Annotated in this window: 24 protein-coding genes, 1 pseudogene and 1 riboswitch; of the genes and pseudogenes, 9 read left to right on the top strand and 16 right to left on the bottom strand. The window is 68.3% G+C overall.

The window, feature by feature from the left end; translation table 11 throughout:
• The first annotated feature begins 79 nt into the window (after positions 1 to 79).
• Positions 80 to 982 (top strand): DUF72 domain-containing protein, encoded by a 903-nt coding sequence (locus tag ACEN9J_RS20925; RefSeq protein ID WP_413761953.1) that lies wholly within the window; start codon positions 80 to 82, stop codon positions 980 to 982.
• Here the strand turns inward: ACEN9J_RS20925 and ACEN9J_RS20920 are convergent, their stop codons facing one another.
• Positions 983 to 1,507 carry a bactofilin family protein gene (locus tag ACEN9J_RS20920; protein ID WP_261212084.1) on the bottom strand — a complete coding sequence of 175 codons (525 nt, stop codon included), beginning with the start codon at positions 1,505 to 1,507 and terminating at the stop codon, positions 983 to 985.
• 156 nt (positions 1,508 to 1,663) lie between these two features.
• Here ACEN9J_RS20920 and ACEN9J_RS20915 point away from each other — a divergent pair, with 156 nt between their 5' ends.
• The gene (locus ACEN9J_RS20915; RefSeq protein ID WP_057597359.1) at positions 1,664 to 2,617 is read left to right on the top strand and encodes an ion transporter; all 954 of its coding nucleotides are present in this window, start codon (positions 1,664 to 1,666) and stop codon (positions 2,615 to 2,617) included.
• On the opposite strand, the gene ACEN9J_RS20910 is transcribed toward ACEN9J_RS20915, so the two are convergent.
• The 4 genes from ACEN9J_RS20910 to ACEN9J_RS20895 form a co-directional block, all read right to left on the bottom strand.
• Complete coding sequence (locus ACEN9J_RS20910; RefSeq protein WP_413761952.1) at positions 2,562 to 3,149, bottom strand: IMPACT family protein; 588 nt, start codon at positions 3,147 to 3,149, stop codon at positions 2,562 to 2,564. The two genes, ACEN9J_RS20915 and ACEN9J_RS20910, sit on opposite strands and share 56 nt — an antisense overlap.
• Positions 3,150 to 3,165: 16 nt before the next feature.
• On the bottom strand, positions 3,166 to 3,753 hold the full coding sequence (gene metW, locus ACEN9J_RS20905) for a methionine biosynthesis protein MetW (protein ID WP_057597361.1): 588 nt from the start codon (positions 3,751 to 3,753) through the stop codon (positions 3,166 to 3,168).
• Entirely contained in the window at positions 3,750 to 4,910 is a 1,161-nt protein-coding gene (gene metX, locus ACEN9J_RS20900) for a homoserine O-succinyltransferase MetX (RefSeq protein WP_413761951.1), read from the bottom strand. Before metX ends, metW begins: the two co-directional genes overlap by 4 nt.
• 156 nt (positions 4,911 to 5,066) lie before the next feature.
• On the bottom strand, positions 5,067 to 5,630 hold the full coding sequence (locus ACEN9J_RS20895; protein WP_057597363.1) for a TMEM165/GDT1 family protein: 564 nt from the start codon (positions 5,628 to 5,630) through the stop codon (positions 5,067 to 5,069).
• Between the two features lie 8 nt (positions 5,631 to 5,638).
• A riboswitch (yybP-ykoY riboswitch) is annotated at positions 5,639 to 5,828 on the bottom strand.
• Positions 5,829 to 6,094: 266 nt separating this feature from the next.
• Between ACEN9J_RS20895 and ACEN9J_RS20890 the strand changes: the two genes are divergently transcribed.
• Positions 6,095 to 6,622, top strand: coding sequence for an RNA recognition motif domain-containing protein (locus ACEN9J_RS20890; protein ID WP_413761950.1), 528 nt, complete (start codon positions 6,095 to 6,097; stop codon positions 6,620 to 6,622).
• Between the two features lie 71 nt (positions 6,623 to 6,693).
• Here ACEN9J_RS20890 and ACEN9J_RS20885 read toward each other — a convergent pair whose 3' ends face one another.
• The 4 genes from ACEN9J_RS20885 to ACEN9J_RS20870 are packed head-to-tail and all read right to left on the bottom strand — an operon-like array spanning position 6,694 to position 9,641.
• Positions 6,694 to 7,482: an SDR family oxidoreductase gene (locus tag ACEN9J_RS20885; RefSeq protein ID WP_413761949.1), complete on the bottom strand. Its 789-nt coding sequence runs from the start codon at positions 7,480 to 7,482 to the stop codon at positions 6,694 to 6,696.
• Positions 7,483 to 7,492: 10 nt separating this feature from the next.
• Positions 7,493 to 8,140, bottom strand: coding sequence for an LPS export ABC transporter periplasmic protein LptC (gene lptC, locus ACEN9J_RS20880; RefSeq protein WP_057597890.1), 648 nt, complete (start codon positions 8,138 to 8,140; stop codon positions 7,493 to 7,495).
• Positions 8,137 to 8,685 carry a KdsC family phosphatase gene (locus ACEN9J_RS20875; protein WP_057597889.1) on the bottom strand — a complete coding sequence of 183 codons (549 nt, stop codon included), beginning with the start codon at positions 8,683 to 8,685 and terminating at the stop codon, positions 8,137 to 8,139. Before ACEN9J_RS20875 ends, lptC begins: the two co-directional genes overlap by 4 nt.
• Positions 8,685 to 9,641, bottom strand: a complete 957-nt coding sequence (locus ACEN9J_RS20870; RefSeq protein WP_413764585.1) for a KpsF/GutQ family sugar-phosphate isomerase — start codon at positions 9,639 to 9,641, stop codon at positions 8,685 to 8,687. The genes ACEN9J_RS20875 and ACEN9J_RS20870 overlap by 1 nt, the downstream gene beginning before the upstream one ends.
• A gap of 167 nt (positions 9,642 to 9,808) precedes the next feature.
• Between ACEN9J_RS20870 and ACEN9J_RS20865 the strand changes: the two genes are divergently transcribed.
• Positions 9,809 to 11,794 (top strand): monovalent cation:proton antiporter-2 (CPA2) family protein, encoded by a 1,986-nt coding sequence (locus ACEN9J_RS20865; RefSeq protein ID WP_413761948.1) that lies wholly within the window; start codon positions 9,809 to 9,811, stop codon positions 11,792 to 11,794.
• A 12-nt stretch (positions 11,795 to 11,806) separates the two neighbouring features.
• Here ACEN9J_RS20865 and ACEN9J_RS20860 read toward each other — a convergent pair whose 3' ends face one another.
• The 7 genes from ACEN9J_RS20860 to rpmH form a co-directional block, all read right to left on the bottom strand.
• Complete coding sequence (locus ACEN9J_RS20860) at positions 11,807 to 12,742, bottom strand: zinc-ribbon domain-containing protein (RefSeq protein WP_413761947.1); 936 nt, start codon at positions 12,740 to 12,742, stop codon at positions 11,807 to 11,809.
• Positions 12,743 to 12,818: 76 nt separating this feature from the next.
• Entirely contained in the window at positions 12,819 to 13,280 is a 462-nt protein-coding gene (locus ACEN9J_RS20855) for a Crp/Fnr family transcriptional regulator (protein WP_296733178.1), read from the bottom strand.
• A 106-nt stretch (positions 13,281 to 13,386) separates the two neighbouring features.
• Complete coding sequence (mnmE, locus tag ACEN9J_RS20850; RefSeq protein ID WP_057591859.1) at positions 13,387 to 14,796, bottom strand: tRNA uridine-5-carboxymethylaminomethyl(34) synthesis GTPase MnmE; 1,410 nt, start codon at positions 14,794 to 14,796, stop codon at positions 13,387 to 13,389.
• 76 nt (positions 14,797 to 14,872) lie between these two features.
• Entirely contained in the window at positions 14,873 to 16,576 is a 1,704-nt protein-coding gene (gene yidC / locus ACEN9J_RS20845) for a membrane protein insertase YidC (protein WP_413761946.1), read from the bottom strand.
• Entirely contained in the window at positions 16,573 to 16,860 is a 288-nt protein-coding gene (yidD, locus tag ACEN9J_RS20840; protein WP_057591857.1) for a membrane protein insertion efficiency factor YidD, read from the bottom strand. The genes yidC and yidD overlap by 4 nt, the downstream gene beginning before the upstream one ends.
• Positions 16,857 to 17,279, bottom strand: a complete 423-nt coding sequence (locus tag ACEN9J_RS20835) for a ribonuclease P protein component (RefSeq protein ID WP_057591856.1) — start codon at positions 17,277 to 17,279, stop codon at positions 16,857 to 16,859. The genes yidD and ACEN9J_RS20835 overlap by 4 nt, the downstream gene beginning before the upstream one ends.
• Positions 17,280 to 17,365: 86 nt before the next feature.
• Positions 17,366 to 17,500 carry a 50S ribosomal protein L34 gene (rpmH, locus tag ACEN9J_RS20830; protein ID WP_007834827.1) on the bottom strand — a complete coding sequence of 45 codons (135 nt, stop codon included), beginning with the start codon at positions 17,498 to 17,500 and terminating at the stop codon, positions 17,366 to 17,368.
• Positions 17,501 to 17,870: 370 nt separating this feature from the next.
• Between rpmH and dnaA the strand changes: the two genes are divergently transcribed.
• The 5 genes and pseudogenes from dnaA to ACEN9J_RS20805 all read left to right on the top strand — a co-directional run bounded on the left by dnaA (position 17,871) and on the right by ACEN9J_RS20805 (position 24,715).
• Positions 17,871 to 19,250 carry a chromosomal replication initiator protein DnaA gene (dnaA, locus tag ACEN9J_RS20825; protein ID WP_057591855.1) on the top strand — a complete coding sequence of 460 codons (1,380 nt, stop codon included), beginning with the start codon at positions 17,871 to 17,873 and terminating at the stop codon, positions 19,248 to 19,250.
• A 121-nt stretch (positions 19,251 to 19,371) separates the two neighbouring features.
• Complete coding sequence (dnaN, locus tag ACEN9J_RS20820) at positions 19,372 to 20,478, top strand: DNA polymerase III subunit beta (protein WP_057591854.1); 1,107 nt, start codon at positions 19,372 to 19,374, stop codon at positions 20,476 to 20,478.
• 242 nt (positions 20,479 to 20,720) lie between these two features.
• A pseudogene (gene gyrB, locus ACEN9J_RS20815) lies at positions 20,721 to 23,240 on the top strand (DNA topoisomerase (ATP-hydrolyzing) subunit B); the annotation flags it as partial.
• 333 nt (positions 23,241 to 23,573) lie between these two features.
• Complete coding sequence (locus tag ACEN9J_RS20810; RefSeq protein WP_413761945.1) at positions 23,574 to 24,095, top strand: hypothetical protein; 522 nt, start codon at positions 23,574 to 23,576, stop codon at positions 24,093 to 24,095.
• Between the two features lie 131 nt (positions 24,096 to 24,226).
• Positions 24,227 to 24,715: a hypothetical protein gene (locus tag ACEN9J_RS20805; RefSeq protein WP_057591851.1), complete on the top strand. Its 489-nt coding sequence runs from the start codon at positions 24,227 to 24,229 to the stop codon at positions 24,713 to 24,715.
• The last annotated feature ends 58 nt before the right edge of the window (positions 24,716 to 24,773 follow it).

Below are 24,773 nucleotides of genomic sequence, written 5' to 3'. Positions count from 1 at the left end.
GGGGTGGCGAGACAAAAGCCGCATTTTGCGCCCATGGCCGCGGGCGCGTAGAGTGCGGTCGATCAACCTGGAGGGCGACGTGAGCAAGGCATCGACGACTCGGATCAAGGTGGGCATCGGCGGCTGGACCTACGAGCCCTGGCGCGACAACTTCTACCCCAAGGGGCTCGCGCACGCGAAGGAACTGAACTACGCGAGCCGCCACGTCAGCGCGATCGAGATCAACGGCACCTACTACAGCACGTTCAAGCCCGACAACTTCCGCAAGTGGCGCGACGACACGCCCGAGGGCTTCGTGTTCTCGATGAAGGCCTCGCGCTTCGCGACCAACCGCAAGCTGCTTTCCACCGCGGGCGAATCGATCCGGCGCTTCATCGACAGCGGCGTGACCGAGCTCGGCCCCAAGCTCGGGCCGATCGTCTGGCAGTTCATGCCGACCAAGCAGTTCGATGCCGAGGATTTCGAGGCCTTCCTCGAGCTGCTGCCGAAGAAGGAGGGCAGCACGCCGCTGCGCCACGTGATGGACGTGCGCCACGAGAGCTTCATCGTGCCGGCCTACAAGGCGCTCGCGAAGAAGCACAAGGTGTCGACCGTCTTCACCGACGCGGACAAGTTCCCGTCCTTCGAGGAGCCCGAGGGCGAGTTCGCCTATGCGCGGCTCATGATGGCCGACGCGAAGCAGAAGACCGGCTATGCGCCGAAGGCGCTCGACGACTGGGCCGAGCGCGCGCAGGGCTGGGCCGGAACGGCCGCGAAGCCGCGCGAGGTGTTCGTCTACTTCATCAACGGCGCGAAGGAGCGCGCACCGGCGGCGGCGGCGGAATTGCTCAAGCGCCTGGGCTGGGAACCGCCGGCGCCGGCGGAAGAACCGGCAGCGGCACCGAAGACGCCCAAAACGCCGAAGCCGCCGGCTGCCGCGAAGAAGGCGGCTGGCACGGCGGCCAAGAAAGCGAAGACCGGAGCGGCTTCGAAGAAAGCCTGATCAGGCCGCGGCTTGCCCCGCGGGCTTCGCGCCGAAGCTGATCTCGCCCGAGATCTGGCCGCCTTCCTCGATCACGATCTTGCCGTAGCGGATCTTGCCCGTGACCTTGCCGGTCGAATGGATCACGAGCTTCTCGCGCACCGTGAGGTTGCCGTCGAACACGCCGCGGATCTCGGCGATGTCGATCTCGGCCGAGCCCTTGAACTCGCCCTGCTCGGCGATCTGCATCAGGCGCGAATCCATCGTGGCCTCGACCAGGCCTTCGACCACGAGCGTGTCGCAGTCGGTGATCTCGACGCCCTTGAGCTTGATGTTGGGACCGACGGTGAGCTTGCTGCCGCCTTCCTTGGCTGCGGGTGCGGCGGCCGAGGCGGCATTGAGGCCGGCCTGGGCGGTCAACGAGGAGGGATTGACGGGGGAGCCCGAGAGGTTGGTGCCCGAGCCCACGAGCGGCGCGGGCCTGGAGGTCAATGCATCGTTTTCGCGGTCGCGCTTGCCGAAGAAAGGGGAGGAAGAAGTGGCCAAAAGAGAGCTCCTCATGAAAACGACTATCGTAAGAATGCACCCGGTACCTCTTGCACTTCATTGCGCAAGAGGCGTAACCGAATAAATCGATCGCCCGCCATCATCGCCCGATTCGGCGACGGTGCCAACCATGGGCGCGTCGGACAATCCGCCACCATGACGACCTTCCTCTCGAGAGACACCATCGCTTCCCTCACGGCCGAGGCCGCGGCCGGCGACGCGCGCTTCGGCAAGCCCGAGCATGGCTGGCGCCGCTCGCTGTTCTCGGTGATCTTCGAATCCGAGTCGCGCGCGGGCCGCCTGTTCGACCTGGTGCTGATCGCGGTGATCGTGACCAGCGTGGCGGTGGTGATCCTCGACAGCGTGCAGGCCATCCACCTGCGCTGGGGCTCGGTCTTCGGCGTGCTCGAATGGTGCTTCACCGCGCTCTTCACGCTCGAGTACCTGGGCCGCCTGGCCTGCGTGAAGCGGCCGCTGCGCTATGCGCTGAGCTTCTACGGCGTGATCGACCTGCTGGCGCTGCTGCCGACCTTCCTGGCCGTGCTCACGCCCGAACTCGCCTACCTGATCGACGTGCGCATCCTGCGGCTTTTGCGCGTGTTCCGCATCTTCAAGCTCTCGCGCTATTCGGCCGAGTACCGCGCGCTGGTCTCGGCGGTGGCGGCCAGCCGCCGCAAGATCATCGTGTTCGTCGGCTTCGTGATGCTGGTGGTGCTGGTGATGGGCACGCTGATGTACGTGGTCGAGGGCCCGCAGCACGGCTTCACCAGCATCCCGGTGGCGGTGTACTGGGCGATCTCGACCATGGCCACGGTGGGCTTCGGCGACCTGGTGCCCAAGACCGACCTGGGCCGCGCGATCGCCTCGGTGATGATGCTGCTGGGCTGGGGCGTGCTCGCGGTGCCCACCGGCATCGTGACGGCCGAGATGGCGCGCCGCCCCTACGACGACGAAGGCACTGCGGCGGCCTTGCCGCTGGCGCCGCGCGGCGTGCTCGCGATGACGGCGCTGGCGCCCGACGAAGCAGCCGCGCCCGCCGTGCCGCGCAAGCGACTCACGCCCGCGGCCAGGCGACGCGCCCTTGGGCAGCATCGTCGAGGCGCGCGATGAAGGCCTCGGCCGCGGTCTCGGGCAGCGCGAAGACGAAGGCCACCGTGCTGGCGTGCGCCACCGACTCGAGCACCGCGCCGGCCGCGGCCAGTTCGCGCCGCACCAGGCCCTCGAGCGCATAGGGCACCTCGCAGCGCAGGGTGCGCTGGCGCACCAGCGGCACCAGGGTCGCGCCGGCCAGCGCCTGCGCGATGCTGTCGGTGTAGGCGCGCACCAGGCCGCCCGCGCCGAGCTTCACGCCGCCGAAATAGCGCACCACGGTCGCGAGCGCGCCCTCGATCTGCTGGTGGCGCAGCACCTCGAGCATCGGCCGGCCCGCGGTGCCGCCCGGCTCGCCGTCGTCGTTGGCCGCCGACTGCCCGCCGGCCATCAGCGCCCAGCACACGTGGGCAGCGCCCGGGTGCGCGGCGCGCAGCGCGGCGACCACGGCCAGCGCCGCCTCGCGGTCGGGCACGGACTGCACGCAGCCGATGAAGCGGCTCTTCTTGATCAGCAGTTCGCTGTGGACCGGCTGGGCGAGCGTGAACGCCATGGGCGGCGGGGCGCCTTCAGCCCCCGTGCTCGAACTTGAACACGGCGGTGCTGGCGCGCGCATTGGGCAGCCAGCGCACGTCGCGGCCGTCCTGCAGGCCGAAGGCATCGAGCACGCGCAGGTTGTTCTTGCGCGCGAGCACCTCGAAGTCCTTGAAGGTGCCCACGCGGATGTTGGGCGTGTCGTACCACTGGTAGGGCAGCCGCCGCGTGACCGGCATGCGGCCGCGCGCCACGCTGATGCGGTTGGGCCAGTGCGCGAAGTTGGGGAAGGCCACGATGCCGAAGCGGCCCACGCGCGCGGTCTCGCGCAGCATCACCTCGGCATTGCGCAGGTGCTGCAGGGTGTCGATCTGCAGCACCACGTCGAAGGTGGCGTCGTCGAACATCGCCAGGCCTTCGTCGAGGTTGAGCTGGATCACGTCGACGCCGCGGCGGATGCACTGCAGCACGTTGCCGTCGGCGATCTCGACGCCGTAGCCGGTGCAGCCGCGCTCGCGCTGCAGCAGCGCGAGCAGGGCGCCGTCGCCGCAGCCGAGGTCGAGCACGCGCGAGCCCTCGGGCACGAGCGCGGCGATGTGGCGCTGGATGTCGTTGTCGCTCACGATGCTGTCTCCTGGGCCACGCGCTCGAAGTAGGAACGCACCACGCCCATGTAGCGCACGTCGTCGAGCAGGAAGGCGTCGTGGCCGTGCGGGGCGTCGATCTCGGCGTAGCTCACGTTGCGGCGGTTGTCGAGCAGCGCCTTCACCAGCTCACGGCTGCGCGCGGGCGAGAAGCGCCAGTCGGTCTTGAAGCTCACGAGCAGGAACTTGGCGCTGGCGCGTGCGAACGCGGCCGTGAGGTTGCCGCCGTGCTCGAGCGCGGGGTCGAAGTAGTCGAGCGCGCGCGTGATCAGCAGGTAGGTGTTGGCGTCGAAGTACTCGCTGAACTTGTCGCCCTGGTAGCGCAGGTAGCTCTCGATCTGGAACTCGATCTCCTGCGTGGAGTAGCGGTAGGCCGCGTCGTCGCCGCCGGACTCGCCCTCGACCGCGTTGCGCAGCAGGCGGCCGAACTTCGCGTTCATGACGTCGTCGCTGAGGTAGGTGATGTGGCCGATCATGCGGGCGATGCGCAGGCCGCGCTTGGGGATCACGCCGTGCTCGTAGAAGTGGCCGCCGTGGAAGTCGGGGTCGGTCACGATGGCGCGGCGCGCCACCTCGTTGAAGGCGATGTTCTCGGCCGTGAGGTTGGGCGCGCTGGCGACCACCACCGCGTGGCGCACGCGCTCGGGGTACTGCAGCGTCCACGACAGCGCCTGCATGCCGCCGAGGCTGCCGCCCATCACCGCCGCGAGCGTGCGGATGCCGAGCGCGTCGAGCAGCGCGGCCTGGGCGTCGACCCAGTCCTCGACCGTGACCACCGGGAAGTCGGCGCCATAGACGCGGCCGGTCGCGGGGTTCACGTGCATCGGCCCGGTGGAGCCGAAGCAGGAGCCGAGGTTGTTGACGCCGATGACGAAGAAGCGGTCGGTGTCCAGCGGCTTGCCGGGCCCGACCATGTTGTCCCACCAGCCCGCGGAGCGGGCCTGGCCCTCGTAGACGCCCGCGACGTGGTGCGAGGCATTGAGGGCGTGGCACACGAGCACCGCATTGCTGCGCTCGGCATTGAGCGTGCCGTAGGTTTCGTAGGCGAGCGTGTAGCTGCCGATGGTCGCGCCGCTGCGCAGGGCCAGCGGGCCCGCGAACTGCATCGACTGGGGAGTGACGACCAACGAGGACATGAAATGAAAAACCCGGCCTCGCCAAAAACGAGCCGGGTCACGGCATCCGTCTTTAGCTGTATTTATCAAGCGCCCGCAAGCTGGAGCAAATCGGCGCGAGCGGCAGTATATCGCCGCGGGCCCGGGACGGCAGGCCCCGGGCTTTGGACGGCGGCGCTACCAGCCGATCAGCGCGACCACGCCCAGCACCAGGAAGATGACGGCCGAGATCGAGTGCACGAGCTTGATCGGCACCCGCTTGACGATGCGGTCGCCGAGCCAGACCACCGGCGCGTTGGCCAGCATCATCCCGAAGGTGGTGCCGACCACGACCCAGAAATAGGCCTCGGTGAAGCGCGCCGCGAGCATCACGGTGGCGATCTGCGTCTTGTCGCCCATCTCGGCGAGGAAGAAGGCGACCACCGTGGTGCCGAAGACGCCGAAGTGCGAGGAGCGCGGGGCATCGTCGTCGTCGAGCTTGTCGGGGATCAGCATCCAGATCGCCATCGCGATGAAGGAGCCGCCGAGGATCCAGCGCAGGATGTCGGGGCCGAGCCAGTGGGTGATCCAGTTGCCGACCGCGCCCGCGAGCGCATGGTTGATGACGGTGGCGGCGAAGATGCCCGCCACGATCGGCCAGGGTTTTCTGAAACGGGCTGCCAGCAGGAGGGCGAGCAACTGGGTCTTGTCGCCCATTTCGGCGAGCGCGACGACACCGGTCGCGACGAGAAAAGCTTCCATGAAAAAACGGTTCCTTGGCCGAAGGGACGCAATTGACCGTGCAACACCTTCGGCCAAATTTCCCGAAGTTGCACGGTCAATGGTCTCGCCAGGTGTTGTTCTTCACTGCCCGCGCCATGTCCTGTGTGGGGCAGGACAAGTCTGTTGACACGGGCCCTTCTCGTAGACGGAAGGCGGCTACTCCCCAATGACGGACGAATTCTAACCCTTAAGTGTCAAAGGCCCGGTGCGGGGCTTGGTTAGTAAGCGTGCGCTAACTCCAATAGGCAAAATCCGTGCTACCGCAAGAAGCAAATTCCTGCTTGCATTTCTTGTATTTCACCCATAATGCACGAGCCTCCCTTTTCATTTCGGGCTGGAGGCACTGGGTGATCGGACAGTTTCGCGCGACTCGGCGGCTCTCGTTTGAGTGATGCTAATCGGGACTCCATCGCTTTTCTTGATGTGTTTATAGGAGTCCCTTGATGGGCAACAAACTGTACGTCGGCAACCTGCCTTACTCGGTGCGCGACGGTGATCTGGAGCAGGCATTCGGTCAGTTCGGTGCTGTGACCAGCGCCAAGGTCATGATGGAACGCGATACCGGCCGCTCGAAGGGCTTCGGCTTCGTCGAGATGGGCAGTGAAGCGGAAGCACAGGCCGCCATCAACGGCATGAACGGCCAACCCCTGGGCGGCCGCAGCGTGGTCGTCAACGAAGCCCGTCCGATGGAAGCACGTCCCCCGCGCAGCGGTGGCGGCGGCTACGGCGGCGGCGGCGGTGGTTATGGCGGCGGTGGTGGCGGTGGCTACGGCGGCGGCGGTGGTGGCGGCTACGGCGGTGGTGGTGGCGGCGGTCGCAGCGGCGGCGGTGGCTACGGCGGCGGTGGCCGCAGTGGCGGCGGCGGCGGTGGTGGCGATGGCGGTTTCCGCAGCCCCTACGGCGCCGGCCCGCGTGGCGGCGGCGGCGGTGGTCGCGGCGGCTACGGTGGCGGCGGCAACAGCGGCTACTGATCGCTTTCCAACAAAGACAAAAGGCTCCTTCGGGAGCCTTTTTCGTTGCCGCGGCCGGCGCGGCCTCGGGTTCAGCCTTCGCCGCGCCGCTTCTTCCGTCCGCGTCCCTGCACCGCGCGGTCGAGCAGCGCGTTGGGCAGCATGCGCATGATCTTGGCGATCACGCCCATCTGCCAGGGAATCACGCGATAGCTGGCACCGCTCTCGATCGCGCCCAGCGCCCGGTCGGCGAAGGCCTCGGGCTTCATCAGGAACGGCATGCCGTAGCGGTTGCCCTGCGTGAGCGGGGTGTCGATGTAGCCGGGCAGCAGGGTCACGACCTTGACGCCGCTGCCGTGCAGCTCGCCGCGCAGGCTCTCGCAGTAGGCGACCACGCCGGCCTTGCTCGCGCAGTAGGCGCCGTGCCCCGGCAGTCCGCGGATGGCGGCGACGCTCGCGATGCCGACCAGCCGCCCGCTGCCGCGCTGTCTCATCGCGCGCACGAACGGGTGAAAGGTGGCGGCCAGCCCGACGTTGTTGGTGGCGAAGGTCTGCGTCAGCACGTCGAGGTCCTCGCGCTCCGCGGTGTCGATGCCCACGCTGATGCCTGCATTGGCGATCACCACGTCGGGCACGCCCTGGCGCTCGATGCAGGCGACGCCGGCCGCCACGATGCTGTCGGTGCGCGCCACGTCGGCGCTGTAGATCAGGTAGCGGCCGCGGTCGAGGCCGCGCGCGGTGGCCCAGGCTTCGATCTCGCCGGTGCGGCGCGCGACCAGCGCCAGCCGGTAGCCCGCGTCGTAGAAGCGCGCGGCCAGCGCCTGGCCGATGCCGCTGGAGGCGCCGGTGATGAAGACGAGGGGCGACGGCGCGGCGGTCATGGCGCGGCGCTCAGCGCTTGCCCGCGGTGCCGGCCGCCTTGGCCGAAGGCACCATCGTGCCGCGCACGCGGCCGTTGAGGTTGGCGATGCCGGTCAGGTTGTCGTAGTCCATCGTGTCGGCGGTGAACTGGTCGGTGCCGCGGATCAGCGTGACGGGCTTGTTCGACTGCACGCGCTCGGTGTCGAGGAAGGCATGCAGGAAGTCGCCGCGGAACTCCAGGCGCGGCGAAGTCTTGCCGTTGGCGCCGACGGCGGCGTCGCGGATGACGACCGCGTTGCCGAACAGCTGGATCTCGCTGCCGTCGGAGTTCGACAGCCCGCGGTTGGCGGTGGCGTGGGTGGTGAAGCCCTGCGGCGACACCGAGCGCATGCGCACCTCGTCGACCTCGATGGTGTCGGTGTCGGGGTAGTGCCGGCCTTCCTTGCCGAACAGCTCGCTGCGCAGGTCGCCGCTGGGCAGGAAGTTCTTGATGACGAAGCCGCGCATGAAGTAGTCGGGCTCGTGGGTGGGCGCGACCTTGGCGGTCGGCTCGAGCAGCTTGGGCGCATTGCGCACCAGCCAGTAGGTGCCGAGCGCGACCGCGGCCGTCAGGATGATCGGCAGGTAGATGGTGACGCGATCGAGGACGTCGCGCAGGAGGTTCCAGGCCTGCTTCATAGGGCGGTGTTCCGTGCGACGTCGAGCAGGCGGCGGTACTGTCCGCTGGCCGTGACCAGCAGATCGCAGAATTCGCGCGCCGCGCCTTCGCCGCCGCGCGCGCGCGTCACGTAGCGCACGGCGTCGCGCACCTCGACGTGCGCATTGGCCGGCGCCGCCGCGAAACCCACGCGCCCCAGCACCGGCAGGTCGGGCCAGTCGTCGCCGATGGCCGCGGCCTGCGGCCAATCGAAGCCTAGCGACTGCAGCATGGCCTCGGCGGCCGGCAGCTTGTCCTCGGTACCGTAGCGCACGTGCTCGATGCCGAGCGCCTCGAGCCGCACGCGCAGCGGCTTGGAATCGCGCCCGGTGATCACCGCGGGCAGGATGCCGGCCTTGCGCAGCAGCTTCAGGCCGTAGCCGTCGAGGATGCTGAAGCGCTTGAGGGTCTCGCCGTGCTCGGTGAAATAGACGCCGCCGTCGGTCAGCACGCCATCGATGTCGAAGAAGGCGATGCGGATGTCCTGCGCGGCGAGCAATGTCTCTGGCTGGAATTCGAAGGGCATCAGATGACCTTCGCGCGCATCAGGTCGTTGATGCTGAGGGCGCCGATCAGCAGGCCCGCCGCGTCGATCACCAGCACGCTGGTGATCCGGTGCTGTTCCATCAGCTCGGCCGCCTCGACCCCCAACGCGTCGGCACGCAGCGTGCGCGGGCCACGGTGCATGACCTCGGCCGCGGTGAGGCCGCGCAGGTCCCCGCCGGTCTCGACCCTCCGGCGCAGGTCGCCGTCGGTGAAGATGCCGATGGCGCGGCCCTCGGCATCGACCACCGCGGTGGCACCGAGACCCTTGGAACTCATCTCGCGCATCAGCTCGCTGAAGCTGGCCTCGGGCGCCACGCGCGGCACGTCGGCGCCGGTACGCATGAGGTCGCTCACATGCGTGAGCAGCTTGCGCCCCAGGGCCCCGCCCGGATGCGAGCGTGCGAAATCCTCCGAGCCGAAGCCGCGCGCATCGAGCAGCGCCACGGCCAGTGCGTCGCCCATCGCCATCTGGGCGGTGGTGCTCGCGGTGGGGGCGAGGTTCAACGGGCAGGCTTCCTTGGCGACGCCCGCGTCGAGCACGATGTCGGCGTGCCGGGCGAGCGTGGAATCGGCGCGGCCCGTGATCGCGATCAGCGGCACGCCCTGGCGCTTGACCACCGGCAGGATCACCGTGAGCTCCTCGACCTCGCCGCTGTTGGAGATGGCGAGCACGAGGTCGACCGCCTTGATCATGCCGAGGTCACCGTGGCTGGCCTCGGCCGGGTGCACGAACATCGCGGGCGTGCCGGTCGATGCCAGGGTGGCGGCGATCTTGCGGCCGACGTGGCCGCTCTTGCCCATGCCCATCACGACCACGCGGCCGCGCACCTCGAGGATCTTGCGCACGGCATCGACGAAGCTGTCGCCCACGCGCGCCTTGAGGCCGAGCACGGCTTCGGCTTCGATGTCGAAGGTGGCGCGCGCCCGCGCGAGCATCGCGGCGGGGTCGACCACGGGGGGCGTGGGGGGCTGGAGGGCATCGGCGGATTTTACGGGCCGCGCCCCGCCGCCCCGCGGTTCCCGGCGAGCCCCTACGCCATGACCCGGAATGGCCCCGGAAGCCGCGCCACGCGCGCACGGCTCTTGCTCTAGCATCGCCCACCATGTCTTCGTTCGATCTCACGCTCTTGTATCTGGTGGCCGCGGTGATCGGCGTGGTGGCATGCCGCTTCCTCAAGCTGCCGCCGATGCTCGGCTACCTGACGGCCGGCGTGCTGATCGGCCCGCATGCGCTGGCGCTGGCGCAGAACTCCGAAGGCATCCGGCACCTGGGCGAATTCGGCGTGGTGTTCCTGATGTTCGTGATCGGGCTCGAATTCAGCCTGCCCAAGCTGCGCGCGATGCGCAAGCACGTGTTCGGGCTCGGGCTGCTGCAGGTGCTGCTGACGATGGCGATCGCCACCGTGGGCGCGCTGCTGATCGCCTCCTTCCTGCCGCCCGACTGGCGCCTGGGCTGGCAGACCGCGCTCGCACTCTCGGGCGCGCTCACCATGAGCAGCACCGCCATCGTGGTCAAGCTGATGGCCGAGCGGCTCGAGCTCGAAAGCGAGCACGGCAAGCGCGTGATGGGCGTGCTGCTGTTCCAGGACTTGGCTGTGGTGCCGCTGCTGGTGCTGATCCCCGCGCTGGGCGCGCCGCCCGAGGCGCTGGCCAAGGCGCTGGGCTTCGCGCTGCTCAAGGCCTGCCTGCTGATCGGCGTGCTGCTGTACGGCGGGCCGCGCGTGATGCGCTGGTGGCTCACCCTGGTGGCGCGGCGGCGCAGCGAGGAGCTGTTCATCCTCAACGTGCTGCTGGTCACGCTGGGGCTGGCGTGGCTCACCGAATTCGCGGGCCTGAGCCTGGCGCTGGGCGCCTTCATCGCGGGCATGCTGGTCTCGGAGACCGAGTACAAGCACCAGGTCGAGACCGACATCCGCCCCTTCCACGACGTGCTGCTGGGCCTGTTCTTCATCACCGTGGGCATGTCGCTCGACTGGCACATCGTGGTCGAGCGCTGGCTGCTGGTGGCGGTGCTGCTGCTGGTGCCGCTGCTGTTCAAGCTGGGCCTCGTGACCTTGCTCGCGCGCGGGTTGGGCGCGACCTCGGGCGTGTCGCTGCGCACCGGCCTCTACCTCGCGCAGGCCGGCGAGTTCGGCTTCGTGCTGCTGACGCTGGCCCAGGAACGCAGCTTGCTGCCGCCCTGGCTGGCCAACCCGGTGCTGGCCTCGATGGTGCTGTCGATGCTGGCGACGCCCTTCATCGTGATGTACAGCAACGCGATCGTGCGCAAGCTGGTGGCCAGCGACTGGCTGCAGCAGTCGCTGCAGATGACGAGCATCGCGCGCAAGACCATCAACACGGCGCGCCACGTGATCATCTGCGGCTATGGCCGCTGCGGCCAGAACCTGGCGCGCATCCTCGAGCGCGAAGGCATTCCCTACATGGCGCTCGACCTCGACCCCGACCGCGTGCGGCAGGCCGCCGCGGCCGGCGACTCGGTGGTGTTCGGCGACGCCGCGCGGCTGCAGGCGCTGATGGCCGCGGGCCTGGCGCGCGCCAGCGCGGTGGTCGTGACCTACCTCGACGTGCCCGGCGCGATGAAGGTGCTGGCCAACACCCGTGCCCATGCGCCGCAGGTGCCGGTGATCGTGCGCACCCAGGACGACCATGACCTCGAGAAGCTGCAGGCCGCCGGCGCGACCGAGGTGGTCCCCGAAGCGATCGAGGGCTCGCTGATGCTCGCCAGCCATGCGCTGGCGCTGGTCGGCGTGCCGATGCGGCGCGTGATCCGCGTGGTGCAGGACCAGCGCGACGCGCGCTACAACCTGCTGCGCGGCTACTTCCACGGCGCCGACGACGACAACGCCGACGAACTCGACCATGAACGCCTGAACACCTTCACGCTCACGGAAGGCGCGCGCGCCATCGGCCAGACGCTGGAACGGCTGTCGCTGCAGGGCCTGGGCGTGCGGGTGGCGAGCCTGCGGCGCCAGGACGGCCAGGCGCGCGTGCCGGCCGACGACACGGTGCTCTCGGACGGCGACACGCTGGTGCTGTCGGGCAAGCCGGCCGCGCTGGCGATGGCGATCGACCGGCTGCAGAAAGGCTGAGCCCGGCCAGGCTCAGTTCGCCAGCGTCGGGTTGCGCTTCTCTTCCTCGAGCTGCTGCTGGCGCCGCACCGCCTCGCACTGCGCGTGGCCGCGGAACTCGGGCTTGGCACATTGCGCGGCCATGCACTGGGCCCTGGCGATGAAGTTGCGGTCGCCGCACTGCGATTGCGGATCGGCCGGCGCGGCCGCCGGTGCCGGCGCGGGGGCCGCGGGGGGTGGGGCTGCCGCGGGTGCCTCGGCCACGGCCGGCGCGGCGGCGGGAGTCGCCGCCTTGCGCGCGGCCTTCGGCGGAGCGGCCGCGACGGGCCTGGCCGCGAGTGCGGGGGGTTCCTCCACGGCCGGCGCGGCGGGCTCCACTGGGGCCGGGGGCGCTTCCGCCGCCGGAGCCGGCTCGATGGGCGCGGGCGGCGGTGCCGGCACCGGTTGCGGCGCGGGCGCCACGACAGCCGGCGTGGGTGCCGCAGGCGCGGCACCGCGGCTGCCGAAGCCATACCAGCCCGCCGCGATCATCGCCACGCCCAGCACCAGCAGGCCGACCCAGAGCCACATGCCGCGCCGGCCGACCGCTGGTTGCGCCGCCTGGGCCTGCGCGCGCTCGCGGCGGCGGGCCCGCCGGGCCTCGGCGGATTCGTCGGACGAGGACTCCGGCTTCGGCGCGCGGGTCGGCTTGCCCGCGCCGAGCAGCACGGTCCGCTCGGCATCGCCCGGCTGCTCCTTACTGCGCGGCCCGAGGGCGGCCGCGTCGTGGAGCTCGCCGGGAATGGTCGGAGCGCGCAGCTGCGCGGGCGCGGTCGCGGCCCATTCGCGCTCGAAGCGCGTGCTCGGGTTGGGCGTGGGCGCGGCCGGGATCGGCGGCGCGGAAGCGGGCGTCAGCCGCTCGCCGCAGCGCATGCAGAAATTCGCGCCCTCGCGGTTCTCCGCGCTGCAGACGGGACAGGTCAGGGCCATGGCGAAGTGGAGCAATCCAGGAAATGCACGCCGGCTGGCAGGGGCCGCATGGGGCTCGTCGTCTGGTGGTGCCGCCTCAGGTCACCGCCACGCGCTTCGAGCGGTGCGCCATGCGCTTGGCGATGACGGCACCGAGTGCCATCGTGAGCTCGAGCGCGAGGTTGGGCTGCCGGTTCGACATCTCGGAAAAGCGCGTGGTGGTGAGCCGCCAGACCCGGCCGGCACCGGTGACCACCACGTTGGCCGCATGCGGCTGGCGCGAGAAGAACGAACCTTCGCCGACCACCGCACCCGCGGTGAGCACCGCGAGGCGCATCTGCTCCTTGCTGCTCACGCGGTGCACGCTGAGCGCGCCGCTCTCGAGGAAGAAGACCGAACGGTCCTGCGCGCCCTGGGCGATCAGCACGTCGCCGACGTTGACGTCCTGCGGCTGCAGATACCCGGCCAGCGTGTCCCACTGCTGGACGTTGAGGATCAGCGCAAAGGCATCGTTGCTGGTGTTGTCCGCGATCGCGCGGCTCAGGTTCTGGATGGACATGCTGCTCTCACTCGCCCCCGGGCAGTTCAGCCGGAGTATCCGCGAACGGCCCACATTTCGGCTACAAATGTTTACGCGATGACGGCGCCGGCCGCGTGGAGTGTCGCTATTTGCCGATACAGAAACGCGAAAAGATCACACCCAGCAGGTCGTCGGCGCCGAATTCGCCGGTGATCTCGTTGAGCGCGTTCTGCGCCAGCCGCAGTTCCTCGGCCAGCAGGTCGAGCGACTGGGCATGGGCCGCCAGGTGCTCGGCCGCCAGCGCCAGGTGCATCTCGACCTGCCCCAGCGCCTGCACATGGCGCGCGCGCGCCAGGTACACGCCCTCGGGCACGGCCTGCCAGCCGGCCATGGCCAGCAGCTGCTCGCGCAGCGCCTCGATGCCGGCGCCGGTCTTGGCCGACAGCGCGATGCCTTCGGCCGGCGCGGACGCCGAGCCGGCCGCGTCGAGCTTGTTCCACACGTCGAGCACCGGCACGCCCGCGGGCAGCTTCTCGCGCAGGCCGCGCAGGATCCCGGCGTCGGCCGCGGCGTAGTCGGGCGCGGCGGCGCGCGTCAGGTCGTGCAGGAACAGCACCGCGTCGGCGCTCTCGATCTGGCCCCAGGCGCGCGCCACGCCGATCTGCTCCACCTCGTCGCTGCTCTCGCGCAGGCCCGCGGTATCGGCCACGTGCAGCGGCACGCCATGGATCTGGATGGTCTGCGACACCACGTCGCGCGTAGTGCCGGCCACCGCGCTCACGATCGCGAGCTCGGCGCCGGCCAGCGCATTGAGCAGCGAGCTCTTGCCGGCATTGGGCTGGCCCGCGATCACCACCTTGATGCCCTCGCGCAGCAGGGCGCCCTGGCGCGCGCGCTGCTGCACGGCCGCGAGCTGGCCCTGCAGCCGCGCCAGCTGGCCCGCGGCATCGGCCTTCTGCAGGAAATCGATCTCTTCCTCGGGAAAGTCGAGCGTGGCCTCGACCAGCATGCGCAGGTGGATCAGCGCGTCGCGCAGCGTGTGGATCTCGCGCGAGAAGGCGCCCGACAGCGAGCGCCCCGCGCTGCGCGCGGCGGCCTCGGTGCTGGCATCGATCAGGTCGGCGATCGCCTCGGCCTGGGCCAGGTCGATCTTGCCGTTGAGGAAGGCGCGCTGGCTGAATTCGCCGGGCTCGGCCACGCGCAGGCCCGGCAGCCGGGGACGGCCGGTGACGGCATCGAGCTCGGCCGCGGCCTCCAGGCAGCGCGCCAGCAGCAGTTGCAGCACGACCGCGCCGCCATGGGCCTGGAGCTCGAGCACGTCCTCGCCCGTGAACGAATGGGGCGCGGGGAAATGGATCGCCAGCCCGTGGTCGACCGCCTCGCCCGCCGCATCGCGAAAGGGCAGGTAGGTGGCCTCGCGCGGCTTGAGCGGCCGCGCGCACAGCGCCTCGATCAGCGGGGCGAGCCGAACGCCCGACACCCGCACGATGCCGACCGCGCCACGGCCGGAAGCGGTGGCGATGGCGACGATGGGATCGGAGGCGCGGGCGAGCATGGGCGGATTCTTTCAGCAAAAACGACAAAGGGCCGCTCGCGCGGCCCCTCGGGGAAAACGGTGACGTCGCGCCGGCCTACTTGCCGAGCACGCCGAGCCGCTTGTTGATCACCCACTGCTGGGCGATCGACAGGATGTTGTTCGTGATCCAGTACAGCACCAGGCCGGCCGGGAAGAAGATGAACATCACGCTGAAGGCCAGCGGCATGATCCACATCAGCTTGGCCTGCATCGGATCGGGCGGCGTCGGGTTCAGCCAGGTCTGCAGCAGCGAGGTGGCCGTCATCACGATCGGCAGGATGTACCAGGGGTCGGGTGCCGACAGGTCGGTGATCCAGCCGATCCAGGGCGCGTGGCGCATCTCGACCGACGACAGCAGCACCCAGTAAAGCGCGATGAACACCGGGATCTGGATCAGGATCGGGAAGCAGCCGCCCATCGGATTGACCTTCTCGGTCTTGTAGATCCGCATCATCTCCTGCTGCATTTCCTGCGGCTTGTCCTTGAGCCGCTCGCGCATCTCCATGATCTTCGGGTTGATGGCCTTCATCTTGGCCATGCTCGCGTAGGCCTTGGCGTTGAGCCAGTAGAAGGCGGCCTTGAGCAGCACCACCAGCGCCACGATCGACCAGCCCCAGTTGCCGATCAGGCCGTGCAGCTGGTTGAGCAGCCAGTACAGCGGCTTCGAGATGATCGCGAAGATGCCGTAGTCCTTGACCAGGTCGAGGCCCGGCGCGATGGCTTCGAGCTTCTTCTCTTCCTCGGGACCGGCGAACAGCGTGCTGTTGACCGTCTGCGTCGCGCCCGGGGCGATCTTCGGCAGCGTGGCCACCATGGCGATGGTGTAGAGGTTGTCGCCCAGGTCCTTCACGCGGAATTCGCGCTTCAGGCCTTCGCTCGCCGGGTCGCCGCGCAGCAGCCAGGCCGACACGAAGTAGTGCTGGACCATGGCGATCCAGCCGTCGTTGGCGGCCGGCGGGGGCTCGACCTTGCCCTTGGTGATGTCCGTGAACGCGAGCTTGTGGAACTTCTTTTCGTTCGTGTACGCGGCCGGGCCGGTGAAGGTGTTGGTGCCGAACATGGTGCTCGAGGCCACGGTGCCGTGGCGCAGCAGCTGCATGTAGAGCTGCGCGTCGCGCGGCTGGTCGCTCACGTTGACGACTTCATGGCGCACGCCGATGGCGTAGTCGCCGCGGTGGAACACATAGGTCTTGACGTACTTGAGGCCGCCGACGGGGGCGCTCTCGAAGCCGACCTCGAGGGTGTTCTGGCCGGCGGCCATTTCGCGCGGACCGGCTTTGGGCGCCATCGGCGTCAGATGGTTCGGGAAGCGCTCGCCGGTATCGACCTGGTTCAGCAGGCCGGTCTGCGCGAGGTAGCGCGTGGCGGGCGAGCCGTTCTCGAACAGCACCACGTGCTTGGTGCGGTCGTTCTCGTCGTACTTCAGCAGCTCGAGGTAGTTGACCGTGCCGCCTTCGCTGTCGATGGTCGCCTTGAACAGGTCGGTGGTGACCGTGACCTGTTCCTTCGGCGCGGCGGCCGCGGCCTGCGTGGGCACGGCACCGGCGCTGGCGCCCGGTGCGGCACTGGCGCTGGGCACGCTGCTGCCGGCGGCGGCGGCGGCGGCGGCGCCGGTGGTGGGCGCGGGCGCCGTGGCGGCGGGCTTGGTCGAGGGCAGGAAGGTCGGCTTGTTGCCGTTGAAGACCTGCCATTGGTCCCACAGCAGCACCAGCGAGAACCCAAAAATCACCCACAGGATCGTGCGGCGTATATCGTTCATGACGAAGACTTCTTGTCGGAGGAGAGAAGAGACGAAAACAGCGAGCCTGACCGGTCCGTGCGACGCTGTGATTTCGGTGGGACCGGATCGTGCCCGCCCTGGCACCAGGGCTGGCAGCGCGCGATGCGGTGCAGCGTGAGGTAGCTGCCCTTGAGGGCGCCGTGCACCTCGAGCGCCTCGATCGAATAGACCGAGCAGGTCGGCTCGAAACGGCACGACTGGCCGAGCCAGGGGCTCAGCAGCAGGCGGTAGCCTTTGACGAGGCCGATCAGCAGGCGTTTCATGGCGAAGACCGTGCGGGTGGCGCGGCGGGCGCGCGCGCCGGTGCCGGGCGCGCGGCGCGCTCCAGCAACAGTTCGAGCTCGGCCCGCACGGCTCGCTTGAGCCGCTCGGACGAGGCGCTCACGAATTCCTTGCGGTCGAAGGCCGACTTCAGGCGAACCACGTGCGCCGCGCGCGGCAGACCCGCGTGGGGCAGGGCGCTCACGCTGTAGATCTGGCGCTTGATCGCATTGCGCGTGACCGCGCGGCGCGCCCAGCGCTTGGGCACCATCGCGCCCAGCCAGACATCGTCGGACGCAAAAAGCTGCGCGCTCGATTCGGAATCGAGCGCGCAGCGATGCAATGCGAAATGGGCAGTGCGGGCCACGGTGGCACCTGCGAGAACGGCCTGGAACTGCGCGCGGGTCTTGAGCCGCTGCATGGGAGCCGGACTGGACACGCCGCTGGCGCGAGCCGTCGAAGCTGGCCCGGGCGTTCCTGCTGCTGGCAACTGCCGTGGGTCGGGCGTCAGACGGCCAGGCGCTTGCGGCCCTTGGCGCGGCGTGCGTTGATGACGGCACGGCCGCCACGGGTCTTCATGCGGACCAGGAAGCCGTGGGTACGGGCGCGGCGGACTTTGGATGCTTGGTAGGTGCGTTTCATGATGAGATTTCCTGATTCCCCTGTTTCTTCGGCAGTTCCGCGGTCGTCGGACCATGGGGAATCCATGGGCTCGACAGGCGAGGAATGCGCGAAAGGCGCTGGGTGCGGTTGGTTCCGGCCTCGCTGGGCTCAGCCGGTGGTTTCGGTCGGACCCCGAAAGACGCAAAGAGGTTTTCAGGGAAACCCGCAATTATCGCAAACATTCGGCCCCACAACAATCTTCGAGCGACTTTGCGGGCCTTTCCCCAGCCGTCCAGGGTATGTGGATAAGGTTTTGACAAGTTAGAATGCGCGGCGCCTTCCAGCAGAGAATATCCACAATACAAATAGCAAAAAATGGCAGAGGGAACCATCCAAAATCCGAGCGCCCATGTCGACTGACGGCATCGGCGAAAGCCTCTGGCAGGCCTGCGTCGACCAGCTCGCGCAGGAGCTGTCCGAGCAACAGTTCAACACCTGGATCAAGCCCCTCACCGCCGAGGTCGCCGACGACCTCTCGCGCATGACGGTGTTCGTCGCCAACCGCTTCAAGCTCGACTGGATCCGGGCCCAGTACGCCGGCAAGATCGCCGGGATGGCCGAGAAGATCTACGGCCAGCCCGTCGCCATCGAGTTAGCGCTTGCTCCTCGGGAAATCCCCGTGCGCGCTGCACCCGTGGCGGTCATGACCGAAACCGACGTGCCGCGCGACGTGGCCGGCCCGGGCGAGGAACCGCCGGCCGCCGGCTTCAAGAACCGCCTCAATTCGGGCCTCACCTTCGACACCCTGGTCGAAGGCACGGCCAACCGCATGGCGCGCGCCGCGGCGATGCACGTGGCGGGCATGCCCGGGCACCTGTACAACCCGCTTTTCATCTACGGTGGCGTGGGCCTGGGCAAGACCCACCTCATGCACGCCGTGGGCAACCGGCTGCTGGCCGACCGGGTCGACTCCAAAGTTCTCTACATCCACGCCGAACAGTTCGTCTCGGATGTGGTCAAGGCCTATCAGCGCAAGACCTTCGACGAATTCAAGGAGCGTTACCACTCGCTCGATCTGCTCTTGATCGACGACGTGCAGTTCTTCGCCAACAAGGACCGCACGCAGGAAGAATTCTTCAACGCCTTCGAAGCCCTGCTGGCCAAGAAGTCGCACATCGTGATGACCAGCGACACCTATCCCAAGGGCCTCGCGGACATCCACGAGCGGCTGGTCTCGCGCTTCGACTCGGGCCTCACAGTGGCGATCGAGCCGCCCGAGCTCGAGATGCGCGTGGCGATCCTGATCAACAAGGCCCGCGTCGAGGGCGCCGAGATGCCCGAGGAAGTCGCCTTCTTCGTGGCCAAGAACGTGCGCTCCAACGTGCGCGAGCTCGAGGGCGCGCTGCGCAAGATCCTGGCCTATTCGCGCTTCAACCAGAAGGAGATCTCGATCGCCCTGGCGCGCGAGGCGCTGCGCGACCTGCTGTCGATCCAGAACCGGCAGATCTCGGTCGAGAACATCCAGAAGACGGTGGCCGACTACTACAAGATCAAGGTCGCCGACATGTACAGCAAGAAGCGCCCGGCCTCGATCGCGCGGCCGCGGCAGATCGCGATGTACCTGGCCAAGGAGCTGACGCAGAAGAGCCTGCCCGAGATCGGCGAGCTGTTCGGCGGCCGCGACCACACGACCGTGCTGCACGCGGTGCGCAAGATTTCGGGCGAGCGCCAGCAGCTCACCGAGCTCAACCAGCAGCTTCACGTGCTCGAGCAGACGCTCAAGGGTTGAAACTGAAAACCAAAGTCAACCAGGCCGGACGCCGCGACAGCGGAGAATGGCGGTCTGCGCGGGGCGGTGGGGCCCTGATCGACCAAGCTGATTCAAAGAGATAAGAGAAGAGGTAGAAGACATGATCGTCCTGAAGGCAACACAAGACAAAGTCCTCGCCGCGCTGCAGTCGGTGGCGGGCATCGTGGAGCGGCGCCACACCCTGCCGATCCTCGCCAACGTGCTGATCCGCAAGACCGGTGGCCAGATCCAGCTGACCACCAGCGACCTCGAGATCCAGATCCGCACCACCGCCGAGCTCGGCGGCGACGAAGGCAACTTCACCACCACCATCGGCGCGCGCAAGCTGATCGACATCCTGCGCACCATGCCGGCCGACCAGACCGTGAGCCTCGAATCGAGCGCGAGCAAGCTGGTGCTCAAGGGCGGCAAGAGCCGCTTCACGCTGCAATCGCTGCCCGCGGAAGACTTCCCGCTGGTGCAGGAAGCCGCCAACTTCGGCCCGGTGTTCAGCGTGCCGCAGAAGACGCTGAAGGACCTGCTCTCGCAGGTCTCGTTCGCGATGGCCGTGCACGACATCCGCTACTACCTCAACGGCATCCTGTTCGTCGCCGAGGGCAAGCAGCTGAGCCTGGTGGCCACCGACGGCCACCGCCTGGCCTTCTCCTCGGCCACGCTCGACGTGGAAGTGCCGCGCCAGGAAGTGATCCTGCCGCGCAAGACCGTGCTCGAGATGCAGCGCCTCCTGTCCGACGCCGAGGGCGCGATCGAGATGCAGTTCGCCAACAACCAGGCCAAGTTCAGCTTCGGCGGCATGGAGTTCGTCACCAAGCTGGTCGAGGGCAAGTTCCCCGACTACAACCGCGTGATCCCGAAGAATCACAAGAACTCGGTCACGCTGGGCCGCGCGCCGCTCCTGGCCAGCCTGCAGCGCACCGCGATCCTGACCAGCGAGAAGTTCAAGGGCGTGCGCCTGAACATCGAGCCCGGCACCTTGCGCATCGCCTCGAACAACGCCGAGCAGGAAGAAGCCCAGGACGAGCTCGACATCGACTACGGCGGCGACACCATCGAGATCGGCTTCAACGTCACCTACCTGATCGACGCGCTGGCCAACATGGGCCAGGACATGGTGAAGCTGGACCTGGCCGATTCCAACAGCTCCGCGCTGTTGACCATCCCCGACAACGCTTCCTTCAAGTACGTCGTGATGCCGATGCGGATCTAGTCACCCCGCATCACCACAGCGCCTTGCGCAGACAGCCCGCGGCAGCCCCGCGGGTTTGCTCTTTCAAGAGGCCTGAAAAACCGGGTGCCCCAGAGCCGGTGCGACCCCGTGAATCCCGTGAGAGATAGAGGAATATCCGAATGAGCGCAGAAGAGAACAAGCCGGAAGTGCCGCACACCGAACCGGTCTACACACCCGAGATCGACAACGCGGTGCCGATCGAGATCACGCCCGACAACTCCTACGGCGAAGGTTCGATCACGATCCTCGAAGGCCTCGAGGCCGTGCGCAAGCGCCCCGGCATGTACATCGGCGACACCTCCGACGGCACCGGCCTGCACCACCTGGTGTTCGAGGTGGTCGACAACTCCATCGACGAAGCACTCGCCGGCCACTGCGACGACATCGTCGTGACCATCCATTCCGACAACTCGATCTCGGTGACCGACAACGGTCGCGGCATCCCGACCGGCGTGAAGATGGACGACAAGCACGAGCCCAAGCGCTCGGCCGCCGAGATCGCGCTGACCGAGCTGCACGCGGGCGGCAAGTTCAACCAGAACAGCTACAAGGTCTCGGGCGGCCTGCACGGCGTGGGCGTGAGCTGCGTGAACGCGCTGAGCGTGATGCTGCGCCTGGTGGTGCGGCGCGAAGGCAAGATCCACGAGCTCGAGTTCAGCCGCGGCTTCGTGCAGGACCGCCTGCTCGAGACGGTCAACGGCGTCGAGGTCTCGCCGATGAAGATCATCGGCGACACCGACAAGCGCGGCACCGAGGTGCACTTCCTGCCCGACACCGAAATCTTCAAGGAGAACAACGATTTCCACTACGAGATCCTCTCCAAGCGCCTGCGCGAGCTGAGCTTCCTCAACAACGGCGTGCGCATCCGCCTGAAGGACGAGCGCAGCGGCAAGGAAGACGACTTCTCGGGCGCCGGCGGCGTGCGCGGCTTCGTCGAGTTCATCAACAAGGGCAAGACCGTCCTGCATCCGAACTCGTTCTATGCCGAGGGCGAGAAGCCGGCCGACACCTACGGCGGCATCCCCGGCACGCACATCGGCGTCGAAGTGGCGATGCAGTGGAACAGCGGCTACAACGAGCAGGTGCTGTGCTTCACCAACAACATCCCGCAGCGCGACGGCGGCACCCACCTCACGGGCTTGCGCGCCGCGATGACGCGCGTGATCAACAAGTACATCGAGGAGAACGAGCTCGCCAAGAAGGCGAAGGTCGAGGTCTCGGGCGACGACATGCGCGAGGGCCTGTGCTGCGTGCTCAGCGTGAAGGTGCCCGAGCCCAAGTTCTCGAGCCAGACCAAGGACAAGCTGGTCTCCAGCGAAGTGCGCGCGCCGGTGGAGGACATCGTCGGCCGCCTGCTGACCGACTACCTGCAGGAGCGTCCGAACGACGCCAAGATCATCTGCGGCAAGATCATCGAAGCCGCGCGTGCCCGTGAAGCGGCGCGCAAGGCGCGCGAGATGACCCGGCGCAAGGGCGTGCTCGACGGCATGGGCCTGCCGGGCAAGCTGGCCGACTGCCAGGAGAAGGACCCGGCGCTGTGCGAGGTCTACCTGGTGGAGGGCGACTCCGCCGGCGGCTCCGCCAAGCAGGGCCGCGACCGGAAGTTCCAGGCCATCCTGCCGCTGCGCGGCAAGATCCTCAACGTCGAGAAGGCGCGCTACGAGAAGCTGCTGACCAGCAACGAAATCCTCACGATGATCACCGCGCTGGGTACCGGCATCGGCCGCGCGGGCGCGAGCACGCCGGGCGGCGGCGCGGACGACTTCAATGTCGCCAAGCTGCGCTACCACCGCATCATCATCATGACCGACGCCGACGTGGACGGCGCGCACATCCGCACGCTGCTGCTCACCTTCTTCTACCGCCAGATGCCCGAGCTGGTCGAGCGCGGCCACATCTACATCGCGCAGCCGCCGCTGTACAAGGTCAAGGTCGGCAAGGAAGAGCAGTACCTGAAGGACGGCAATGCGCTCGACGCCTTCCTGCTCAAGGTCGCGCTGAAGGACGCCAGCATCCAGACCGGCGGCGCCAACTCCACCACGCTCGGCGGCGACACGCTGGCCGAACTGGCGCGCAAGCACCAGGTGGCCGAGGCCGTGATCCACCGGCTGCGCAACTTCATGGATGCCGAGGCCCTGCGCGCCATCGCCGACGGCGTGGCGCTCGACCTCGACACCACGCCCGCGGCCGAGGCCTCGGCCGTGGCGCTGCAGGCCAAGCTGCGCGAGCTCAACACCACCGGCGTGCCGGCCGAGGTCAGCAACGAGTTCGACGCGCGCACCGACAAGCCGCTGTTGCGCATCAGCCGCCGCCACCACGGCAACATCAAGAGCAGCGTGATCACGCAGGACTTCGTGCACGGCGCCGACTACGCCGCGCTGGCCGGCGCCGCCGACACCTTCCGCAACCTGCTGAGCCCCGAGGGCGCGGTGGTGCGCCGCGGCGAGGGCGAGCGCGCCAAGGAAGAAAAGGTGCTCGATTTCCGCCAGGCCATGCTGTGGCTGATCGGCGAAGCCGAGCGCGCCACCGCGCGCCAGCGCTACAAGGGCCTGGGCGAGATGAACCCCGAGCAGCTGTGGGAAACCACCATGGACCCGAACGTGCGCCGCCTGCTCAAGGTGCAGATCGACGACGCGATCGAGGCCGACCGCGTGTTCACGATGCTGATGGGCGACGAGGTGGAGCCGCGCCGCGAGTTCATCGAGCAGAACGCGCTGCGGGCGGCGAACATCGACGTCTGAGTCGATTCCGCCCTCGCCGTCACGCCGCCGTGGTTCGCACCCGGCGGCGTTTTTCATGGGCGCCCGAAGTCCGCGCACCATTCCCATGCCGCTTCCAGGCGGAGTGCGCACACGCAACGCGGGCGGTTCGCGCGGGCGACCAAGGGTTTGTCTGAGGGTGAATGACCACAGACTCTGTAAACGCTTGTCACAAGCCCGTCACCAGCTATTAAAACAATAGCGTTCAAAGCCTCGGCGAGGATCGTTCCTCGTAAACGCTATATCTAGCCCGAGTCTTGCTAAGCAAAATCCTCGACGAATTCCGCGTCACCCCTGATCGAGGACACCGAAGCAATGAAATCCATGCGTCTCAGCCGGTCCCTGGCCGCCATCGCAACGTGCGGCACGACCGCCTTCCTCGGCGCGACCCTTCCGGCCCACGCTGCCCCGAATCCGCCCATCCAGACCGCCCAGGGCGTCGAATACATGTGCGGCGGCAGCAACAAGGACGAAGCCGCGTTCATGCAGATGGTGTCGCCGCGCTGGGCCGCCACCATTGAACTGGGCATCAACGGCAGCCCCGCGCAGCGCGCGAGCTTCCCGGCCCGCGCCAAGGTCGAGGTGCGCGAGCGCTACACCGGCCGAGCGATCATGGAAGCGCTGTCGCAGGGCCCGTACATGCTCGCGCGGCTCGACCCAGGCGCCTACGAGGTCAACGTCACGCTCGGCGGCCTCACGCTGACGCAGCCGCTGGTGGTGTTCGCGGGCATCCCGTCGAAGGCGACCTTCATGTGGCCGTCGAATTTCGACATGGCCTCGGTGCTGCCGCCGCAGCCCGAAACCCAGGCGATGGCGCAGACCAGCGCCGCGCGCTGAGGCGCCACCGAGCCGCCTCCACGGCCGGCGGCCACCCGCCGCGCCGTTCCCGTTAAGTCCTGTCTAAGCCGTGCGCCGCACAGTGGCGCCGTGGTTTTTCGCCACGAGAGCAAGGAAAGAAAGGACTCACCATGACCCCCCTGATTTCACCGCGCGCGCGGCCCCTGGCCGCCGCCCTGCTGTGCGGCGCCCTCGCGTTCGGCGCGCTCGCCTCCTCGGCCCAGGCTGCGTTCAACCCGCCGATCCGCATGTCGCATGGCATCGAGTACATGAGCGGCGGCATCGGCAGCGACGAGGCGAAGCTGATGGAAACGGTCCTGCCGCGCTGGCCGGCGAGCTTCGAATTCGCGATCAAGGATCACCAGGGCGCGGACTTCGCGGCCGACGTCCACGTCACGGTGCGCGATGGCCGCGGCGTGGCCCTGCTCGACAACGTGGTGGCCGGCGGACCGTTCATGGTGGCGCGCCTCGAGCCCGGCAGCTACCAGGTCGAGGCCACGCTGCGCGGCCAGACGCTCAAGCAGCCGTTGCACGTGGTCTTCGGCGAACCCACCAAGGCCACTTTCCTCTGGCCGGCGGGCACCGACATGGCCGCGGCCGGCACGCGCGCGGTGCAGTAAGCGCACGCAGCCACGGCGGCTCGGGCGCCGGATGCATGCGCTCACCTCGTCGCGCACG

Origin of the sequence: Variovorax sp. Varisp41 (genome assembly GCF_047325085.1) — a bacterium.
Classification (GTDB): Bacteria; Pseudomonadota; Gammaproteobacteria; order Burkholderiales; family Burkholderiaceae_C; genus Variovorax.
Note: the sequence above shows the minus strand (reverse complement) of the source record. Positions and strands in the feature narration are given on the sequence as shown.

Coding starts and splice junctions, on each gene's coding strand:
- mnmE (WP_057591859.1), bottom strand. CDS start 14,796: ATGCTCGCCCGCGCCTCCGATCCCATCGTCGCCATCGCCACCGCTTCC.
- ACEN9J_RS20875 (WP_057597889.1), bottom strand. CDS start 8,685: ATGCCCTTCGAATTCCAGCCAGAGACATTGCTCGCCGCGCAGGACATC.
- ACEN9J_RS20885 (WP_413761949.1), bottom strand. CDS start 7,482: ATGACCGCCGCGCCGTCGCCCCTCGTCTTCATCACCGGCGCCTCCAGC.
- yidC (WP_413761946.1), bottom strand. CDS start 16,576: ATGAACGATATACGCCGCACGATCCTGTGGGTGATTTTTGGGTTCTCG.
- lptC (WP_057597890.1), bottom strand. CDS start 8,140: ATGAAGCAGGCCTGGAACCTCCTGCGCGACGTCCTCGATCGCGTCACC.
- ACEN9J_RS20865 (WP_413761948.1), top strand. CDS start 9,809: ATGTCTTCGTTCGATCTCACGCTCTTGTATCTGGTGGCCGCGGTGATC.
- ACEN9J_RS20805 (WP_057591851.1), top strand. CDS start 24,227: ATGACCCCCCTGATTTCACCGCGCGCGCGGCCCCTGGCCGCCGCCCTG.
- dnaA (WP_057591855.1), top strand. CDS start 17,871: ATGTCGACTGACGGCATCGGCGAAAGCCTCTGGCAGGCCTGCGTCGAC.
- ACEN9J_RS20810 (WP_413761945.1), top strand. CDS start 23,574: ATGAAATCCATGCGTCTCAGCCGGTCCCTGGCCGCCATCGCAACGTGC.
- dnaN (WP_057591854.1), top strand. CDS start 19,372: ATGATCGTCCTGAAGGCAACACAAGACAAAGTCCTCGCCGCGCTGCAG.
- ACEN9J_RS20915 (WP_057597359.1), top strand. CDS start 1,664: ATGACGACCTTCCTCTCGAGAGACACCATCGCTTCCCTCACGGCCGAG.
- rpmH (WP_007834827.1), bottom strand. CDS start 17,500: ATGAAACGCACCTACCAAGCATCCAAAGTCCGCCGCGCCCGTACCCAC.
- metX (WP_413761951.1), bottom strand. CDS start 4,910: ATGTCCTCGTTGGTCGTCACTCCCCAGTCGATGCAGTTCGCGGGCCCG.
- ACEN9J_RS20835 (WP_057591856.1), bottom strand. CDS start 17,279: ATGCAGCGGCTCAAGACCCGCGCGCAGTTCCAGGCCGTTCTCGCAGGT.
- ACEN9J_RS20890 (WP_413761950.1), top strand. CDS start 6,095: ATGGGCAACAAACTGTACGTCGGCAACCTGCCTTACTCGGTGCGCGAC.
- yidD (WP_057591857.1), bottom strand. CDS start 16,860: ATGAAACGCCTGCTGATCGGCCTCGTCAAAGGCTACCGCCTGCTGCTG.
- ACEN9J_RS20860 (WP_413761947.1), bottom strand. CDS start 12,742: ATGGCCCTGACCTGTCCCGTCTGCAGCGCGGAGAACCGCGAGGGCGCG.
- ACEN9J_RS20910 (WP_413761952.1), bottom strand. CDS start 3,149: ATGGCGTTCACGCTCGCCCAGCCGGTCCACAGCGAACTGCTGATCAAG.
- ACEN9J_RS20855 (WP_296733178.1), bottom strand. CDS start 13,280: ATGTCCATCCAGAACCTGAGCCGCGCGATCGCGGACAACACCAGCAAC.
- ACEN9J_RS20870 (WP_413764585.1), bottom strand. CDS start 9,641: ATGCTCGCGCGGGCGCGCGCCACCTTCGACATCGAAGCCGAAGCCGTG.
- ACEN9J_RS20895 (WP_057597363.1), bottom strand. CDS start 5,630: ATGGAAGCTTTTCTCGTCGCGACCGGTGTCGTCGCGCTCGCCGAAATG.